At 72.8% G+C, this 16,949-nt stretch carries 11 protein-coding genes; 2 read left to right on the forward strand and 9 right to left on the reverse strand.

What is annotated here, in order from left to right; genetic code table 11:
• Positions 1–22: 22 nt before the first annotated feature.
• On the forward strand, positions 23–889 hold the full coding sequence (locus ACFTWP_RS08375; RefSeq protein ID WP_380263460.1) for a 3-hydroxybutyryl-CoA dehydrogenase: 867 nt from the start codon (positions 23–25) through the stop codon (positions 887–889).
• 110 nt (positions 890–999) lie between these two features.
• On the opposite strand, the gene ACFTWP_RS08380 is transcribed toward ACFTWP_RS08375, so the two are convergent.
• From ACFTWP_RS08380 to ACFTWP_RS08390, 3 genes are all read right to left on the reverse strand, one after another.
• Positions 1,000–3,591 (reverse strand): family 78 glycoside hydrolase catalytic domain, encoded by a 2,592-nt coding sequence (locus ACFTWP_RS08380; RefSeq protein WP_380263461.1) that lies wholly within the window; start codon positions 3,589–3,591, stop codon positions 1,000–1,002.
• Between the two features lie 29 nt (positions 3,592–3,620).
• On the reverse strand, positions 3,621–5,414 hold the full coding sequence (locus ACFTWP_RS08385; RefSeq protein WP_380263462.1) for a glycoside hydrolase family 3 N-terminal domain-containing protein: 1,794 nt from the start codon (positions 5,412–5,414) through the stop codon (positions 3,621–3,623).
• A gap of 68 nt (positions 5,415–5,482) precedes the next feature.
• On the reverse strand, positions 5,483–6,958 hold the full coding sequence (locus ACFTWP_RS08390) for an MFS transporter (protein ID WP_380263463.1): 1,476 nt from the start codon (positions 6,956–6,958) through the stop codon (positions 5,483–5,485).
• Between the two features lie 199 nt (positions 6,959–7,157).
• Between ACFTWP_RS08390 and ACFTWP_RS08395 the strand changes: the two genes are divergently transcribed.
• A complete protein-coding gene (locus tag ACFTWP_RS08395; protein WP_380263464.1) occupies positions 7,158–7,847 on the forward strand; it encodes a TetR/AcrR family transcriptional regulator in 690 nt (229 codons plus the stop codon).
• 33 nt (positions 7,848–7,880) lie between these two features.
• Here ACFTWP_RS08395 and ACFTWP_RS08400 read toward each other — a convergent pair whose 3' ends face one another.
• The 6 genes from ACFTWP_RS08400 to ACFTWP_RS08425 form a co-directional block, all read right to left on the reverse strand.
• Positions 7,881–10,097, reverse strand: a complete 2,217-nt coding sequence (locus ACFTWP_RS08400; RefSeq protein ID WP_380263465.1) for a SpoIIE family protein phosphatase — start codon at positions 10,095–10,097, stop codon at positions 7,881–7,883.
• A gap of 140 nt (positions 10,098–10,237) precedes the next feature.
• Entirely contained in the window at positions 10,238–10,903 is a 666-nt protein-coding gene (locus ACFTWP_RS08405; RefSeq protein ID WP_380263466.1) for a lactate utilization protein C, read from the reverse strand.
• The gene (locus ACFTWP_RS08410) at positions 10,900–12,336 is read right to left on the reverse strand and encodes a lactate utilization protein B (RefSeq protein WP_380263467.1); all 1,437 of its coding nucleotides are present in this window, start codon (positions 12,334–12,336) and stop codon (positions 10,900–10,902) included. The genes ACFTWP_RS08405 and ACFTWP_RS08410 overlap by 4 nt, the downstream gene beginning before the upstream one ends.
• Positions 12,333–13,088, reverse strand: coding sequence for a (Fe-S)-binding protein (locus ACFTWP_RS08415; RefSeq protein ID WP_380263561.1), 756 nt, complete (start codon positions 13,086–13,088; stop codon positions 12,333–12,335). The genes ACFTWP_RS08410 and ACFTWP_RS08415 overlap by 4 nt, the downstream gene beginning before the upstream one ends.
• 59 nt (positions 13,089–13,147) lie before the next feature.
• A complete protein-coding gene (locus tag ACFTWP_RS08420; protein ID WP_380263468.1) occupies positions 13,148–14,620 on the reverse strand; it encodes a rhamnulokinase family protein in 1,473 nt (490 codons plus the stop codon).
• Between the two features lie 286 nt (positions 14,621–14,906).
• Complete coding sequence (locus ACFTWP_RS08425; RefSeq protein WP_380263469.1) at positions 14,907–16,946, reverse strand: bifunctional aldolase/short-chain dehydrogenase; 2,040 nt, start codon at positions 16,944–16,946, stop codon at positions 14,907–14,909.
• Positions 16,947–16,949: the final 3 nt, after the last annotated feature.

Consider the following 16,949-nt stretch of genomic DNA (forward strand, 5'->3'; position numbering starts at 1 on the left):
ATCGAATCCAGGAGGCAACCGCATGAACGACCTTCGCCGTGTCGCCGTCGTCGGCGCCGGGCAGATGGGCTCCGGCATCGCCGAGGTCTTCGCCCGTGCCGGCCTCGACACCATCGTCTGCGAGAAGGATCCGGTCGCACTACGGGCCGCCCGCGCCCGGATCGACCGCTCCCTGCACCACGCCGCCGACCGCGGACGGCTCAGCGAGCAGCAACGCACCGACGCCTGGGCCCACTTGCTCTTCGCCGACGACCTGGAGGCACTCGCCGACCGTCAGCTCGTCGTCGAGGCCGTCGTCGAGGACGAGACCGTCAAGACCGAGATCCTCACCGCCCTGGACAAGGTGCTGACCGACGAGCAGGCCGTCCTCGCCACCAACACCTCCGCCATCCCGGTCACCCGGCTCGGCATCGCCACCACCCGTGCCTCGCACGTGCTCGGCCTGCACTTCTTCAACCCCGCGCCGGTGATGCCGCTGGTCGAGCTGGTCGCCTCGCTGCACACCGACCCGACCGTGCTCGACCGGGTCGAGGGCTTCGCCGAGGACATCCTCGGCAAGCACGTCATCCGCTCCCGCGACCGGGCCGGATTCGTGGTCAACGCCCTGCTCGTCCCCTACCTGCTCTCCGCGATCAGGATGGCCGAGGCCGGCCACGCCACCGCCGCCGACATCGACGCCGGCATGGTGCACGGCTGCGCCCACCCCATGGGGCCGCTCCAACTCGCCGACCTGATCGGCCTGGACACCGTGCAGGCGATCGCCGAGTCGCTGTACGACGAGTACAGGGAACCGCTGTACGCCCCGCCGCCCCTGCTCGCCCGGATGGTCGAGGCCGGACTCCTCGGCCGCAAGAGCGGAAGGGGATTCCACCCCCACCGGGCGGTGTGACCGAGCGTGCCCCGCCGGCGCCCCGGCCTCCGTCGCGGAGGGCCGGACCCCGGCGGGGCACGGTCACGGCCGGCCGCACCGCCGATCGGGCCGACAGCACCACGTGGGTGTCAGGTGCGGTGGACGTGGTGGCCGGGGCCCAGGTGGAGGGTTTCGGCACCCGGGAGGTCGAGGATCGCGGTCGTCGCCGGCGGGATCCGCACCTCCACCACGAGGTGCCCGTCGTCCTCCTGACGCCAGTGGACCTCGACTCGGCCGTACGGGGTGCGGTGGGCGGCGCGTGCCCAGGTGATGCCACCGCCGGGGCGGGGCCTGATCACGAGGGCGCGGTAGCCGGGCTCGGCGGGGGCGATTCCTCCGACGGTGCGGTGGATCCAGTCGGCGACGGCGCCGAGCGCGTAGTGGTTGAAGGACGTCATCTCGCCCGGGTTGACGCTGCCGTCGGGAAGCAGGCTGTCCCAGCGCTCCCAGGTGGTCGTGGCTCCCATCTCGACCTGGTACAGCCAGGAGGGCGGCCGACGCTGGAGGAGCAGCTGGTAGGCAGTGTCGAGGTGGCCGTTGGCGGAGAGGGCGTCGCAGACGAGGGGGGTGCCGAGGAACCCCGTGGAGATGACGTGTCCGGCGTCGGCGACGAGGCGGGCGAGTCGGTCGGCGCTCGCGGCGCGGTGCTGCCCGTCGGGGAGGAGGTCGAACTGCAGGGCGAGCGCGTGGGCGGTCTGGGTGTCCGCGGTGAGCTGCCCGGGAGCGGTGACGAACGCCTGGACGAACGCCTTGCGGATGTCGTCGGCCAGGGACCGGAAGTACGCACTGTCCTCGGTGCGGCCGAGCAGCTCGGCGGTCTCGGCGACGAGGGTGGTGCTGTGGGCGAAGTAGGCGGTGGCCACCAGTGCGTCGGGGGTGCTGCTCTGCCACGCGGCGTCCGGCGGGGCGGTGGGGTCGAGCCAGTCCCCGAACTGGAACTCGCCCGTCCAGAGGTGCTCGGGGCCGGCTGCCTCGTGGACGGTCTCGACCCAGTTCCGCATGTCGTCGTACTGCCGGCGGAGGATGTCGAGGTCTCCGTAGCGTTGGAAGAGGGTCCAGGGGACGATGACGGCGGCGTCGCCCCAGCCTGCCATCGGTTGGTTCCCCTCGGGCACCGGGAACGGCACGATGACGGGGATCTGCGGGCTGAAGATGGGCGTGACCCTGCCGGCGTCCCGTGCGGTGTCGGCGGAGAGGTCGCACAGCCAGGAGGAGAGCATGCCGGCGCAGTCGTGGAGGTACGCGGCGGTGGGGGCGAACACCTGGATGTCGCCGGTCCAGCCGAGCCGTTCGTCACGCTGGGGGCAGTCGGTGGGGATGTCCAGGAAGTTGCCGCGCATGCTCCACACGACGTTCTCGTGCAGACGGTTGAGCGCGGAGTCGGAGCACTCGAACCAGCCGGTGCGCTCCAGGTCGGTGTGCAGAACGACGGCGGTGACGTCGGTGGGGTCGAACTCACCCGGCCAGCCGGAGAGTTCGGCGTAGCGGAAGCCGTGGTAGGTGAAGCGGGGCTCCCACTGTTCGCCGTCGGTGGCACCGCGCAGGGTGTAGTGGTCGGTGGCGGTGGCGCCGCGCAGCGGGCGGGTGCAGAGTTCGCCGTTCTCCAGGATCTCGGCGTGGCGCAGGGTCACGGTGTGCCCGGCCTCGCCGCGGACGCGGATGCGCAGTCGCCCGACGAGGTTCTGGCCGAAGTCGAGCAGGACGGTGCCGTCCGGCCGGCGCCGTGAGTCGACGGGGGCGCGTTCCTCGATGCGGCGCACCGGGGGCCCGGTCGGGGCCGTCAGCACCCCGGCGTCGAGGGCGATCTCGCGCACACCGTGCCAGTCGGCGTCGTCGAAGCCCGGCTCGGACCACCCGGCGCGCTCCAGCCGGGCGTCGTGGGTCTCTCCGACGAGCAGGCAGGTGGCCGTGACCGGCCCGGAGGCCGAACGCCAATTCGGGCCGGTGCCGAAGGTGGCGGTGGTGCCGTCGGCGTAGCGGACCTCCAGCTGGGCCAGCAGGGCGGTGCGGTCGCCGTAGATGTCGCGGATGCCGCCGTTGAAGGCGAGGCGTCCGCGGTACCAGCCGTCGGCGAGGTGGGCGCCGATCGCGTTGGTGCCCGGGTGCACGAGGTGGGTGACGTCGTGGGTGCGGTAGCGCAGCCGGTCGCGGTAGCTCGTCCAGCCGGGGGCGAGGACGTCGTCGTCGGTGCGGCTGCCGTTGATCTCGATCTCGTGGACGCCGAGTGCGGTGCTGTACAGGCGGGCCGATGCGACGGGGCCGGTGAGTTCGAACTCGGTGCGCAGGAGGTGCGCGGGCCGGGGGTCGTCGGCCGCCGGGTCGTCGCTGCCGGGTGAGACGGCGGTACCGGTCCAGTCCTCGGGGGTCAGGAGGCCGGCTTCGACGGGGTGGAAGTCGCTCCAGGGGCCCGGTTGTGCGTTGCCGTCGGTCCAGAGCCGCACCCTCACCTCGCGGCGTTCGCGTGCGGACAGGGGTGCTCCGGGCCAGGGGACGAGGACGCTCTCGGTGGAGTGGACGAGGTGGGTGCGGCCGGCTCCGTGCCGGTCGCGGATCTCGATCTCGTAGGCGTCCTGGTGCCGGTGCGTCCCGGTGCCGGTCCAGGACAGGCGCGGTTCGGACTCCCCGATACCGAGGGCGTCACTGGCACCGTGGTGCTCGAAGCGGAGGCGGGTGACCTTCATGGGTGCGGCTCTCTCGTGCTCGGTGGGGCTCAGGCGCCGTAGGTCAGGCCGTGGCCGAAGGGGTGGACCGGGTCGGTGCTCTCCTGCGGGACGTCGGGGTGGCCGTTCCCGACCTCCTCCATCGACCGCGGCAGCTGGAACGGGAGCCTGCCCTCCGGCGCGGCCCGGCCGAACAGCACGTCCAGGAGTGCTTCGTCGCTCGCACCGTAGACGGCGAGCAGGGCATGGGCGCGCTCGGCGATCTCGGGGATGACGGCCGGGCGGTCCAGCTGGATCGCGACCACGGTGGGGACCAGGTCCATCAGGTGGAGGATCTCCGCGAGACGGCCGGGTTCGACGTCGAGGCGGCCGGCACGGAAGAACGACTCGAAGAGCCCGGGGCGCGGCTCGAACGGGGTGTCCAGCCGGAGGACGGCCAGGTCGGCGTCCTCCGGCCGGTCGACGGGGCTGCCGTAGGCGGCGGCCGTCCGCGGGTCGACGCCCTGGAGATGGAGGCGCAGTCGCTCGGGCAGCGGCAGGAGGCCGTCGGTGTTCTTGAGCAGGGTGACCGACCTGCGCTGTGCAACCGCGCCGCGGGCCCGGAACTCGGCGTGCCCGACCACGGCCTCGGCCTGGTCCGGGTCGACGTAGCGGCGGTCGTCGAACAGGCCGAGACGGAACTTCTCGGTGAGCAGACGGCCCACGGAGACGTCGATCCGGGACTCGGGCAGCCTGCCGTCGCGGACGAGGTCGACGACGAGTTCGGGGCACGTCTCCCCGCCGAACTGGTCGACCCCGGCGTCCAGGGCCCTGAGGATCCGCTCGTGCCGCGAGAGGTGCTCGACCCCCCAGGCGCGGGCGGCGTGGGGCTCGCCCATGATGTCGCTGTCGCTGATGATCCCCCAGTCGCTGAGGACGATGCCGTCGAAGCCGAGTTCCTCACGGAGCAGGCCGGTGACGATGCCGCGGTTGAAACCGAACGCGACCTCCTCGTAGGGGGTGCCGACGGGCTTGCCGTAGTACGGCATCATCTGGGTGGCCCCCGCGGCCAGCGCCGCCCGGAAGGGGGCGAGGTGGTAGTCGAAGCGGCCGCCCGGGTAGACCTGCTCCGTGCCGTAGGGGAAGTGCGGGTCCTCGCCGTCCTTCTGCGGTCCCCCGCCGGGGAAGTGCTTGACGACGGCGGACACGCTGTCCGGTCCGAGTTCCTCCCCGGGGCCGCGCAGGCCGTGCAGGTACGGGACGACGAGCCGGGCAGTGAGGTCGGCGTCCTCGCCGAAGGTGTTGCAGATGCGGGACCAGCGCGGTTCCGTCGCCAGGTCGATCTGCGGGTGGAGGGCGAGGCGCAGGCCGACGGCGAGGTACTCCTGGCGGACGGTGTCGGCGTACTGCCGCACCAGGTCCGGGTCGCCGATCGCGGCGAGCCCGAGGGACTCGGGCCACTCGGAGAACGGACCTGCCGCCATGCCGGTGCCGGGGTTGTCGGTGAAGGCGTGCCGGGGGTCGGTGGAGAGGGTGACCGGGATGCCGAGTCGGGTCGCGGCCGCGAGTTCCTGGACGCGGTTGTGCCACTCGGCCATCTCCCGGGCCGTGGCGGCGCCGATCAGGTTGAAGTGCGTCATGCCCTTCCCGGTCACCAGCTGCCGGACGGTGTGCCCGCCGAACGCCCGCTGCGGGTCGTCGGCGAGCGCTCCCCCGTCCCCGAGCGTGGTCATGGCGTGGAAGAGCTGGCCGGCCTTCTCCTCCAGGGTCATCCGCCCCAGCAGGTCGCGCACGCGCTCGTCGACGGGCCTGGCGGGGTCCTGGTACGGGTGGATGGCCGGGCTGGCCGACGTGATGACCGTCATGCGGGATGTCCTTCGATGGTGCGGGAGGGGTGCGCCGCGGATAGGTGCGGCGCACCCCGCAGGGCGGGTCAGACGGGGAGGGTCACGGTGCCGGACTCGATCTGGTCCGACCGCAGGACCTTGGGAATGAACGCCGAGAGGAGCAGCGCGAAGGCCATACAGGCCGCGAGTGCGAAGTAGGCGCTGCGCAGGGCCCCGTCGAGGTAGAAGCTGGTGCCGTTGAGCACTCGGCTGTCACCGTTGAGCGCGGAGAACATGATCTGGGCCGCCAGCGTGCTCATGAGGTTCGTGAGCATGACGGACATGCCGCTGGCGACGCCCTGCTCCCTTGGCGAGACGACGCCGAGCAGGAGGATGCCCGCGCAGGCCAGGACGAGGCCGGCACCGAGGTTCGTCAGGCAGCCGAAGAGGATGACCTGGGTCTCGTCGTGGTGGTAGAGCCCTTGCCCCACGAGACCGACCGTGGTGATCGCCAGTCCGATGCGCCAGGGGATGCGGGGGTCGATCCTGCGGGTGAGCACCCCTGCGGCGAGGCCCACGAGGATGATCAGGACGCCGGAGGGCATGCCGACCAGGGCATTGTGGGTCCCGCTCCAGCCGAGGCCGTCGGAGACTCCGGGGATGTGCGGGAAGAGCGCGACGAAGACGATCATGCCGCCGGCGGCGAAGAAGGTGCCTTGGCCGATGGCCGTGCCCACCAGGACGCTGCAAACCTCGCGGCGGGCCAGCATCCGGACGTCGAGGAGCGGTTCGGCCGCACGGAGCTCGGCGAGAACGAAGAGGGTCGCGAGAACGACCGACAGGCCGAGGAGGCCCAACAGACGGAGGTCGGTCCAGCCCCAGGCGCCGCCCTGCCCGATGGCGTAGATCATCGCCGTGGCGCTGGCGCCCAGCAGGAGCCCGCCCCACCAGTCGAAGGACACGTTGGTCTCGGTCGGCGGGATCTTCGGGACGAAGCACAGCACCAGGACGAACCCGAGGGCAACGCCGACGACCAACGCCCAGAGGGCGCCCCGGAAGCCGTAGTGGTCCAGCAGCCAGCCTCCGAGGAGCGGGCAGGTGACCAGGACGATGCCGGCCGAGCTGCCGATGGCGCCGGTCGCGAGACCTACGTGGCGGGGCGGGAAGACGTCGCGGGCGGAGGCGTACACGAGGGCGGCCATCGGGCCGTAGAGACCTGCGAGCCCGCGGCCCAGCAGCATCACCTCGTAGTTCGGGGCCATGGCCACCAGGAGGTCGCCGACGAGACCGGCCGCGAGGATGACGAGCATGATCCTTCGACGTCCGAAGAGGTCTCCGGCGCGGGCGACGAAGGGCGTCACGCAGGTCACGACCAGCGAGTACACCAGGGTGAACCAGGCGATCTGGGTGGTGTGGAAGTGCTGGGCGACGGATGCCTGGGTGAGCGCGGTGAAGACGCCTGCGACGGTGAGCATCTGGGCGGGCCAGAGCATGGCGAGCAGTACCAGCGCGAGCCGTCCGCCGAGGTGTCGGTCGGCGTCGGCGGCGGGGGCCGCGGGCGTGGGGGGCGCGGAGGTGGACATCGGTGTCCCTTCGGGCATCGGCGACACGAAAGCGGTCGGCCGCCGGACCGCGGAAGCGGCGGGGGTGGGGTGGGGTGGTGCCACCGTAGAGTAAAAACCAGTAGGTACATAGGTTTTTAGTAATGTAACCTGGATCACATTCGGCCGTAACCCCTGCATGACGGGTTCCGCCCGCCCCCACCGCTCTAAGCTGCTGACCATGCCCGATGCCGAACCGACCACTCCCACCGCGAGCGACCGGGAGAAGCCGGCCCGCACCCGCCGGCGATCCGGCACCTACGCCGCGGCCGACGAGCGCCGCCGACGGATCGTCGAGACGGCCATGGGCCACTTCGCCGAGCGCGGCTACCTCAACGCCTCGATGCAGAAGATCGCGGCCGACGTGGGCATCTCGTACGCGGGGCTGCTGCACCACTTCGGGAACAAGCGCGAGCTGTTGCGGACCGTCCTGGAGGTCCGGGAGTCGCAGGCCGTCGAGCTGTTCTACCGTCGGCTCGACCTGGATCAACCGGACCTGGTGCAGCTCTTCGGCCTGATCGCCGAGCACACCCGCTTCAACCTGACCCAGCCCGGCCTCATGCAGATGTACACCCTGCTGTCGGCCGAGGCGACGGCCGAGGAGCACCCGGCCCACGCCTACTTCGCCGAGCGCTACGCGCGGATCAGGGCCCTCGTCGGACAGGCCGTCGCACTCGGCGTCGACTCGGGGAAGCTGCGCACGGACACCGACGGCGACACCGTCGCCCGGGAGCTGCTCGCCGTCGCCGACGGCTTCCAGATCCAGTGGGGACTCAGCGACGGGGCCTGGGACATGTCCGGCGCGTACCGCGACTACCTCGACCGGCTGTGCCGTCGGCTCACCGTGGACGGGAGCGGCCTCGACGGGTAGCCGGGATCCGGACGGCACGGCCACGGGACGACCTCACGACGTGGAGCCGTCGAGACTCTGCACGGTCCAGATCGTCTTTCCCGAGGCCGTGTACCTGCTCCCCCACTGCTCGGTCAGCTGGTGCACCAGGAACAGCCCGCGCCCGCCCTCGTCCGTCAGGCGGGCGTGACGCAGGTGGGGCTGGGTCTGACTCGGGTCGGACACCTCACAGATCAGGGAGCGGTCCCTGATCAGGCGCAGCCCGACCGGGCCACCGGCGTAGCGGACGGCGTTGGTCACCAGCTCGCTCACGACGAGCTCGGTGACGAAGGCCAGGTGCTGGAGCCCCCACTCCAGCAGGGTGTCCGCCACGGCCTTGCGGGCCTGCGCGACGACGGACGGGTCCGCCGGGAACTGCCAGTCCGCGGTGGCTCCGGGGGAAAGCCTCCTCACCCGGACGGCCAAGGCCACTCCCCTCGCCCACCCGTCGTCGAGGGCCCCGCGCAACAGGTCGGCCGTTCCCGGATCACCGGTGATCCGCCCGACGGACGAGTCCGCGCCCTCCGATCGGATCCGGGAGGCCGCGCCCTCCGATCGGATCGGGCCGCCGGCCGAGAGAACGAGGACACTGCCCGGCGCGAGAGCCGACTCCACCGTCTCGAACGGCATGCTCCCCTGGCCGAGGGGCGGTCCCGGTTTCAGGGCGATCGGGGCCGGTTCGCCTCCCTCGGGTGCGATCAGCCGAGCGGCGTCGTGGCCCGCCGTCGCCGTGGCACAGAGGCCGGCGACCGGGTCGTACACGGCGTACAGGCAGGTCGCACCCACCTCACCCGCGCCTTCCGGCATCGCATCGGATTCCCCACCGGACTCCTGGGCGGGCGGCAGACGTCGTACCAGTTCGTCGACGTGGGTCAGTAGTTCCTCGGGAGCGAGATCGAGGTCGGACAGCGTCCGGATCGCCGTCCGCAGCCGTCCGGCGGCGGCCGCGGCGGCGATGCCGCGTCCGGTGGCCCGGCCGGCGACGAAGGCCACCCTGGCCGACGAGAGCGGGACGACGTCCACCCAGGCCCCGGAGTCGGCGCCGCCCGCACCGACCTCTGCATGGAGCAGCGCGATGTCCGCCGCGGTGATCTCCTGCGGCTCGGACGGCAGGAGACTCCGGCGGAGCAGCTCGGCGCTGCGCCGCTCGCGGACGAAACGTCGGGCGTTGTCGATGCTCAGCGCCGTACGGGAGGCGATCTCCTCCGCCGTGCCCTCGTCGAAGGAATCGAACGCCCAGCGGTCCGGCGACCGGCCCAGCAGGAGCCGGCCGAGCAGCTGGCCACGGGCCCGTAGCTCGACCTGCGTCGTCGCCCGGTCGTGGCCCCCGGTCGCCGGGAGCAGCCGGCGCTCGCCGCCGCTGCGGGCCGTACGCCGGATCGGCGACTCCCCGGGCTCCTCGCCCAGCAGGACGGCCTCGGCCAGATCGACGGCAGCCGCGTCCGCGAAGGCCGGCACCAGGACGTCGACGAGTTCCTGCGAACACCGGACGGGGTCCAGATCGGTGCCGATCCGGCGGGCCGCGTCACCGACAAGTAGTCGCCTCCCCTTCTCCCGGTGTTCCGCGGTGACGTCCGTGAAGGTCGCCACCACTCCGCAGGGACGGCCCTCGGCACCTGTCAGCGGGATCGCCGACAGCGAGACGAAGCGGTCGGTCAGCGGCTGGTCGGAGCGCCGCGCCCGCCGTGTCAGCTCCACCAGCGTCTCGCCGGTCTCCATGACCCCGCGCAGCAGCCCCTCGATCACGGCGGCGTCCTGTGCCACCAGCGTCTCCGTGAGCGGGCGCCCTCCGGAGGGCTCGACCATCGACCCGTCACGGGGAGCCCGGAACTCGGCGTCGAGACTCACCCGGGTCACGTTCAGGTCCCTGTCGTGCACCGCCAGGCCGAACTTCGCCTGCGAGAACAACGCCCGCAACAGGGCTTCGTCCTGTTCCAGGTGTTCGGCCTTCCGCTCCGGCACCAGCTGGAGGACGGCCTTGGCGGGCTCGGACTCGTCGAGAGCCGCCATGCGACAGCGCACTTCCTCGGACGTCGACAGGACACGGGCCCGCCACGTGCGGCCCTCGCCCTCCGTCGGCGGGCCCGGCCACGGATCCAGGAGTTCCGGCATTCCGGCTGCCCGGACACGCCGCGCGGACCCGCCGAGCAACCGCGCGGCCTCCCCGGTCAGGCCGAGCACCTCGTCGCCCTCCAGCAGAAGCAGCGCCTCGTGTCCGAGGGGATCTCTCACGCCTCTCACCACCCGCTCTCGGAGACGGACGGACCAACAGCAGTGTGGGCCCGCCCGCCTTCCCAGTCTCGCGCGCGGCGCACCTCCCCGCACACGACGGCAGCGCTCCCCCGCCCGGGGCCGCGTCGCGGGAGGCGCCCTCAGTCGAGGATGCAGACCTCCAGGGTGCGGGGGCCGTGCACGCCCTCGACACGGTCGAGTTCGATGTCGCTGGTGGCGGAGGGACCGGAGATCCAGGTCTGCGGGCGGGCCGGGTCGAGCAGCGGGAGGGCCTGCGGCACGGAGGCGAGGACCTGGTCGGCGCGGACGACGCAGATGTGGTGGTCCGGGACGAGGGTGAGCAGCCGGCGGCCCTGGCCGGGGCCGGTGTCGAGGACGATCGTGCCGGTCTCGGCGATGGCGAGGGCGCAGCCGGTGATCACGCTGTCGACGCTCTCCAGGGCGTGCGCGGTGAGGCTGCCGTCGTCGGGCAGCTGCTGGACGGTCGCCAGGGCGAGCCAGTCGGCCGGAAGGTCGGGCGGGGTGACGAGGACGCGGGTGCCCCGGTCGTCGAGCAGGCGGGCGAGCAGGGCCGGCAGGGCGCCGGCGGTGGTGCGGTGGACGTGCGCCCGGTAGTCGGCGAGGTTCTCGGCCAGGAGGTCCCGCAGGGCCGCCGGGTCGTCGGGCACGTGCGCCGGCAGGTAGTCGCGCGCGGCGGTGCCGGTCCCGGTGTGGGCGGTCCCGGCGGGGCCGGACGCGGCGTGGGCGGGGACGTCGGTGAGCGCCGCACGGATGCGGGCCAGGACGGTGTCGCGGGCGGTGGTCATCGGCTTCCGTCCTTGCGGTTCTTCTTCCACCAGTCGCGGAAGGATTCGGCGGGCAGGGCGGGCAGGTCGCGGGTGTCGGACCAGGCCTTCGCCGGCCCCGGCAGGGGAAGCCGCCTCGGGTGCAGAGCACGGGTCCTGGTGGCGGCGCGTTCGGCGGCGGTCAGCGCGGCGGGGTGGTCCAGCAGCCAGGTCGCGGCCTTCATCGCGGCCCGCTCGACGCGGTGGCCCGCCCCCTGCTCGGCGACCTGCTCGCGCAGGTGGACGAGCACCTCCGGGATGTCGATCGCAACCGGGCAGACCTCGTAGCAGGCCCCGCAGAGCGTGGACGCGTACGGCAGCGAGGCGTCCACCTCGCTCTGCAGGCCGCGCAGCTGCGGGGTGAGGATCGCGCCGATCGGGCCGGGGTAGGGCGAGCCGTAGGCGTGGCCGCCGGCCCGCTCGTAGACCGGGCACACGTTCAGGCAGGCGGAGCAGCGGATGCAGCGCAGCGCCTGGCGGCCGACCTCGTCCGCCAGCGTCGCGGTGCGGCCGTTGTCGAGCAGGACCAGGTGGAACTCCTGCGGGCCGTCACGGTCGGTGGTGCCGGTCCAGGTGGAGGTGTACGGGTTCATCCGCTCGGCGGTGGAGGAGCGGGGCAGCAGCTGGAGGAAGACCTCCAGGTCGCGCCAGGTCGGGATGACCTTCTCGATGCCGACCACGGAGATCAGGGTCTCGGGCAGGGTCAGGCACATCCGGCCGTTGCCCTCCGACTCGACGACGACCAGGGTGCCCGTCTCGGCGATGAGGAAGTTCGCGCCGGAGACCGCGACCTTGGCGCGCAGGAACTTCTCCCGCAGGTGCAGCCGGGCGGCCTCGGCGAGATCGGCCGGGTTGTCGGTCAGGCCGTCGGGGGCGGGGCGGCCCCAGCGGCCCATCGCCTCCGTGAAGATGTCCCGGATCTCGCCGCGGCCCCGGTGGATCGCGGGCACCAGGATGTGCGAGGGCAGGTCGTCGCCCAGCTGCACGATCAGCTCGGCGAGGTCGGTCTCGTAGGCGGTGATGCCCTCGGCGGCCAGCGCCTCGTTCAGCCCGATCTCCTGCGTCGCCATCGACTTGACCTTCACCACCTCGCGCTCGCCCTTCGCGTGGACCAGGTCGGCGACGATCCGGTTCGCCTCGGCCGCGTCCACCGCCCAGTGCACGGTGCCGCCGGCCGCCTGCACCGCGGCCTCCGCCTGCAGTAGGTAGTGGTCCAGCCGGGCGAGGGTGTTGTCCTTGATCTCCTTGCCCGCCTGTCGCAGCTGGGCCCAGTCGTCGAGCTCGCCCACCGCGGCGGCCCGCTTGTCGCGGATGGTGTGCGTGGCGCGGGTCAGGTTCGCGCGCAGCCTCTCGTTCTTCGTGGAGGCCTTGGCGGCCTTCGGGAAGGCGGGCATGCCCAGGTAGGTGCCGCTCATGCGAAGGCCTCCGTCTCGGTCGAGGCCAGGATCTCGGCCAGGTGCACCGTCCGCATCGCGGCGCCGCGGCGGCGCAGGGTGCCGTCCAGGTGCAGCAGGCACGAGTTGTCCGCCCCGCACAGCACCCCCGCACCGGTGGACAGGGCGCCCCGGACCTTGTCGGCCCCCATCGCCGCCGACACGTCCGGGTTCTTCACCGCGAAGGTGCCACCGAAGCCGCAGCACTCCTCGGCCCCCGGCAGCTCCCGCAGTTCCAGCCCCTTCACCGCTTCCAGCAGCCTGCGCGGCCGCTCCCCCAGACCCAGCATCCGCAGCCCGTGACAGGACGGGTGGTAGGTCACCGTGTGCGGGAAGTACGCCCCCACGTCCGTCACCCCCAGTACGTCCACCAGGAACTCGGTGAGTTCGAACGTCCGGGCGGCGAGCGAGGCGGCGGCGTCCGCCAACTCGCTGCCGCGCCCCTCCGCCAGCGCCTTGGCGCCGATCCGCGGGTAGTTGTCCCGGATCATCGCCGCGCACGAACCCGACGGCGTGACGACGTGGTCGTAGCCCTCGAACGCGCGGGCACTGCGCAGCACCAGCGGCTCGGTCTCGCGCCGGTAGCCGGTGTTGTACTGCGGTTGCCCGCAGCAGGTCTGCGCGGCCGGGAAGTCGACCTCCACGCCGAGCCGGTCGAGCAGGGTGACCACGGCACGGCCGGTGCCGGGGTAGAGCGCGTCGTTGACGCAGGTGACGAACAGCGCGACTCGCATCGGGCCGTCCGCGCGGGCGGAGCGGTGGGGCGGGTGGTTCATCGGTCCTCGCTCTCGGGTCAGGACAGGCCGATGCGCGCGGCAGCGGAGTCCCAGGCTCTCGTATCGCCGCCCGGTGTGTAACGGCGCAGCTGCTGGGTGCGGGCGATCAGGCGGCGCATGGCCGCGCGGTCGTCGACCAGGCCGTGGGCGCGGGCCTGGACGAGGACGTTGCCCAGGGCGGTGGCCTCGGTGGGGCCCGCGACGACGGGCAGGCCGGTGGCGTCGGCGGTGAACTGGCAGAGCAGTTCGTTGCGGCTGCCGCCGCCGACCAGATGGACGACGCGGATGTCGCGCCCCGTCAGGGCCGCGGCCTGGCGCAGGGTGTGCCGGTGGGCGAGGGCGAGGCTCTCCAGGATGCAGCGCACGGTGGCCCCCTGGTCCGCGGGCGGGTTCTGGCCGGTACGGGCACAGTGTTCCGCGATGCGGGCCGGGATGTCGCCCGGGGCGAGGAACTCGGGGGCGTCGGGGTTGACGAGGGCGGCGAAGGGGCGGGATCCGGCGGCCTGGTCGAGGAGGTGGGGCAGCCGGTGCGGCAGCCCTCGGGCCTGCCAGGCGCGCTGACTCTCGCTGAGCAGCCACAGGCCCATGATGTTGCGCAGGTAGCGGGTGGTGTTGTCGATGCCGAGTTCGTTGGTGAAGTTGGCGGCCCGGGAGGCGTCGGTGAGGACGGGGCGTTCCAGTTCGAGGCCGGCCAGCGACCAGGTGCCGCACGAGATGTAGGCGAAGGCGGCGGTGGTGGCGGGGACGGCGGCCACCGCGGACGCGGTGTCGTGGGAGGCGACGGCGGTGACCGGTGTGCCCTCGGGCAGGCCGGTGGCGGCCGCGACGTGCGGCAGGAGGGTGCCGGAATGGTCACCGGGCCGCCGCAGCGGGGGCAGCAGTGCGGCGTCGAGGCCGAGGGCGCTCAGGACCGGCTTCGACCAGGTGCCGGTCCGGGCGTCGTAGAGGCCGGTGGTGGAGGCGTTGGTGGCCTCCGTCCCGGTGCTGCCGGTGAGCCAGTGGGTGATGAGGTCGGGGATGAGCAGGATGTTCCGGGCGCGGTCGAGCTGCTTCTCGGCCGCGAGCTGGAAGATCGTGTTGAAGGGGAGGTGCTGCAGGCCGGTGATGCGGTAGAGGTCCCTGGCCTGGATGCGGTTCCAGACCTCTGCGACGGCGGGGCCGGTGCGCGTGTCGCGGTAGTGGAAGGGCGTGGCGACGAGGGCGCCGTCGCCGTCGAGCAGGCCGTAGTCGACGGCCCAGCCGTCGATGCCGACGGAGGCGACGTCGACCGTCCGGGCGGCTTCGCGCAGTCCGTCGAGAATCCCCTGGTAGAGGCCGAGGACGTTCCAGTGGAGGCCGTCGGGCAGCTGCGCCGGGGTGTTGTCGAACCGGTGGACCTCGGTGAGGTCGAGGGTGTCACGGCCGACCCGGCCGATGACGACCCTGCCGCTGGTTGCGCCGAGGTCCGCCGCCGCGAAGGCCGTGGGCGGGGTGGAGGAGATGGGTTTCACGACAGGGTGGTCCTCGGTGGTGCGGTGGGGGTGAAGGGGTCGGTCGGCGTGGCCGCGACTGCGTCGGCGCGGCCACGCCTTGGAGCGACCGCCGGTCGCTCCAGGCTCCGGGGCCCAGGGCCGGTCCGGCGGATCTTGCGCCCGGACGGGCGCCCGACCTCGCGCGTCGATCCGCCGAGATCCGTCGGCCCGGCCCTGGACGGCCGGTGGTGCGCACCGGCCGCCACCCTCGTCCCGCCTGACGGAGCGTTCGCGGCGGGGGCCCCGGAGCGGCTCGGGGGAGTGATCAGCGCAGGAAGGCTGCGGCGACGCCGGCGTCCACGGGGACGTGCAGACCCGTGGTGTGGGTGAGGTCGCCGCCGGTGAGGGCGAAGACGGCGCCTGCGACGTGCTCGGGAAGGACCTCGCGCTTGAGGAGGGTGCGCTGGGCGTAGAACTCGCCGAGCTCGTTCTCCTCGATGCCGTAGGTGGCGGCGCGCTGGGCTCCCCAGCCGGCGGCGAAGATGCCGGAGCCGCGGACGACGCCGTCGGGGTTGACGCCGTTGACGCGGATGCCGTGCTCGCCGAGTTCGGCGGCGAGCAGGCGGACCTGGTGGGCCTGGTCGGCCTTGGTCGCCGAGTAGGCGATGTTGTTGGGGCCGGCGAAGACGGCGTTCTTGGAGGCGATGTAGACGATGTCGCCGTCCAGGTTCTGCTCGATCATGGTGCGGGCGGCCTCGCGGGAGACGAGGAAGGAGCCCCGCGCCATGATGTCGTGCTGGAGGTCCCAGTCCTTGGCGGTGGTCTCCAGCAGCGGCTTGGAGATGGAGATGCCGGCGTTGTTGACGACCAGGTCGACACCGCCGAAGGCCAGGGCCGCGGCCTTGAACGCCGCCGCGATCTGCTCCTCGTCGGTGACGTTCGCGGTGACGGCGACGGCCCGGTCGGGGCCGCCGAGCTCCCGGGCGACGGCGGCGGCGTTGTCGCCGTTCAGATCGGCGATCACGACGCAGGCGCCCTCGGCGGCCAGCCGGTGGGCGATGGCCTTGCCGATGCCGGAGCCGGCGCCGGTGACCAGGGCAACGCGGGCCGCGAGCGGCTTGGGCCCGGGCATCCGCCGGAGCTTGGCCTCCTCCAGCGACCAGTACTCGATGCGGAACTTCTCGCTCTCCTCGATGGGGGCGTAGGAGGAGACGGACTCGGCACCGCGCATGACGTTGATCGCGTTGAGGTAGAACTCGCCGGCGACGCGGGCGGTCTGCTTGTCCTTGCCGAAGGAGAACATGCCCACGCCCGGGACGAGGACGATCGCCGGGTCCGCGCCGCGGATGGCGGGCGAGTCGGCGGTGGCGTGCCGGTCGTAGTAGGCCCGGTAGTCCCGGCGGTACTCGGCGTGGAGTTCCTTCAGGCGGGCCACGGCCTCGTCCAGGGGCGCGGCGGCGGGCAGGTCGAGGACCAGCGGGCGGACCTTGGTGCGCAGGAAGTGGTCCGGGCAGGAGGTGCCGAGGGCGGCCAGGCGGGGGTGCTCGGCGTGGGCGAGGAAGTCCAGCACCGGGGCGGTGTCGGTGAAGTGGCCGACCTGGCGGGCGTCGGTGGAGGCCAGGCCGCGGACGACCGGGGCGAGGGCCGCGGCCCGCTCGCGCCGCTCGGCCTCGGGCAACGGCCCGTAGCCGTCCAGCGCGGGGCCGAACGGCTGGGCCTTGCCCCGCTCGGCGAGGAAGGCCTCGGCGGTGCGGATGATGTGCAGCGCGTTGGCCTCGCACTCCTCGCTGGTGGCGCCCCAGGCGGTGATGCCGTGGCCGCCGAGGACGCAGCCGACGGCCTGCGGGTTGGCCGCCTTGACGGCGGCGATGTCCAGCCCGAGCTGGAAGCCGGGGCGGCGCCAGGGCACCCACAGCACGGTGTCGCCGAAGCACTCGGCGGTCAGCTTCTCGCCGTCGGCGGCGGTGGCCAGCGCGATGCCGGAGTCCGGGTGCAGGTGGTCGACGTGGGCGGCGTCCACCAGGCCGTGCATGGCGGTGTCGATGGACGGCGCCGCGCCGCCGCGTCCGTGCAGGCAGTAGTCGAACGCGGCGACCATCTCGTCCTCGCGCTCGACGCCGGGGTAGACGTCGACGAGGGAGCGCAGCCGGTCCAGGCGCAGCGCGGCCAGGCCGCTCTCGGTCAGGGTGCCCAGGTCGCCGCCGGAGCCCTTCACCCAGAGCAGTTCGACGGGCCGGCCGGTGGCGGGGTCGGTGTCCGTGCCCTGGGCGGAGGTGTTGCCGCCGGCGTAGTTGGTGTTGCGCGGGTCGGAGCCGAGTCGGTTGGAGCGCGCCAGCAGGGCGGCGACTTCGGGGTGCAGAGCCATGGT

This window comes from Kitasatospora sp. NPDC057015 (assembly GCF_042673745.1).
Taxonomy (GTDB): Bacteria; Actinomycetota; Actinomycetes; order Streptomycetales; family Streptomycetaceae; genus Kitasatospora.

Coding starts and splice junctions, on each gene's coding strand:
- ACFTWP_RS08390 (WP_380263463.1), bottom strand. CDS start 6,958: ATGTCCACCTCCGCGCCCCCCACGCCCGCGGCCCCCGCCGCCGACGCC.
- ACFTWP_RS08425 (WP_380263469.1), bottom strand. CDS start 16,946: ATGGCTCTGCACCCCGAAGTCGCCGCCCTGCTGGCGCGCTCCAACCGA.
- ACFTWP_RS08410 (WP_380263467.1), bottom strand. CDS start 12,336: ATGAGCGGCACCTACCTGGGCATGCCCGCCTTCCCGAAGGCCGCCAAG.
- ACFTWP_RS08385 (WP_380263462.1), bottom strand. CDS start 5,414: ATGACGGTCATCACGTCGGCCAGCCCGGCCATCCACCCGTACCAGGAC.
- ACFTWP_RS08405 (WP_380263466.1), bottom strand. CDS start 10,903: ATGACCACCGCCCGCGACACCGTCCTGGCCCGCATCCGTGCGGCGCTC.
- ACFTWP_RS08380 (WP_380263461.1), bottom strand. CDS start 3,591: ATGAAGGTCACCCGCCTCCGCTTCGAGCACCACGGTGCCAGTGACGCC.
- ACFTWP_RS08415 (WP_380263561.1), bottom strand. CDS start 13,088: ATGCGAGTCGCGCTGTTCGTCACCTGCGTCAACGACGCGCTCTACCCC.
- ACFTWP_RS08395 (WP_380263464.1), top strand. CDS start 7,158: ATGCCCGATGCCGAACCGACCACTCCCACCGCGAGCGACCGGGAGAAG.
- ACFTWP_RS08375 (WP_380263460.1), top strand. CDS start 23: ATGAACGACCTTCGCCGTGTCGCCGTCGTCGGCGCCGGGCAGATGGGC.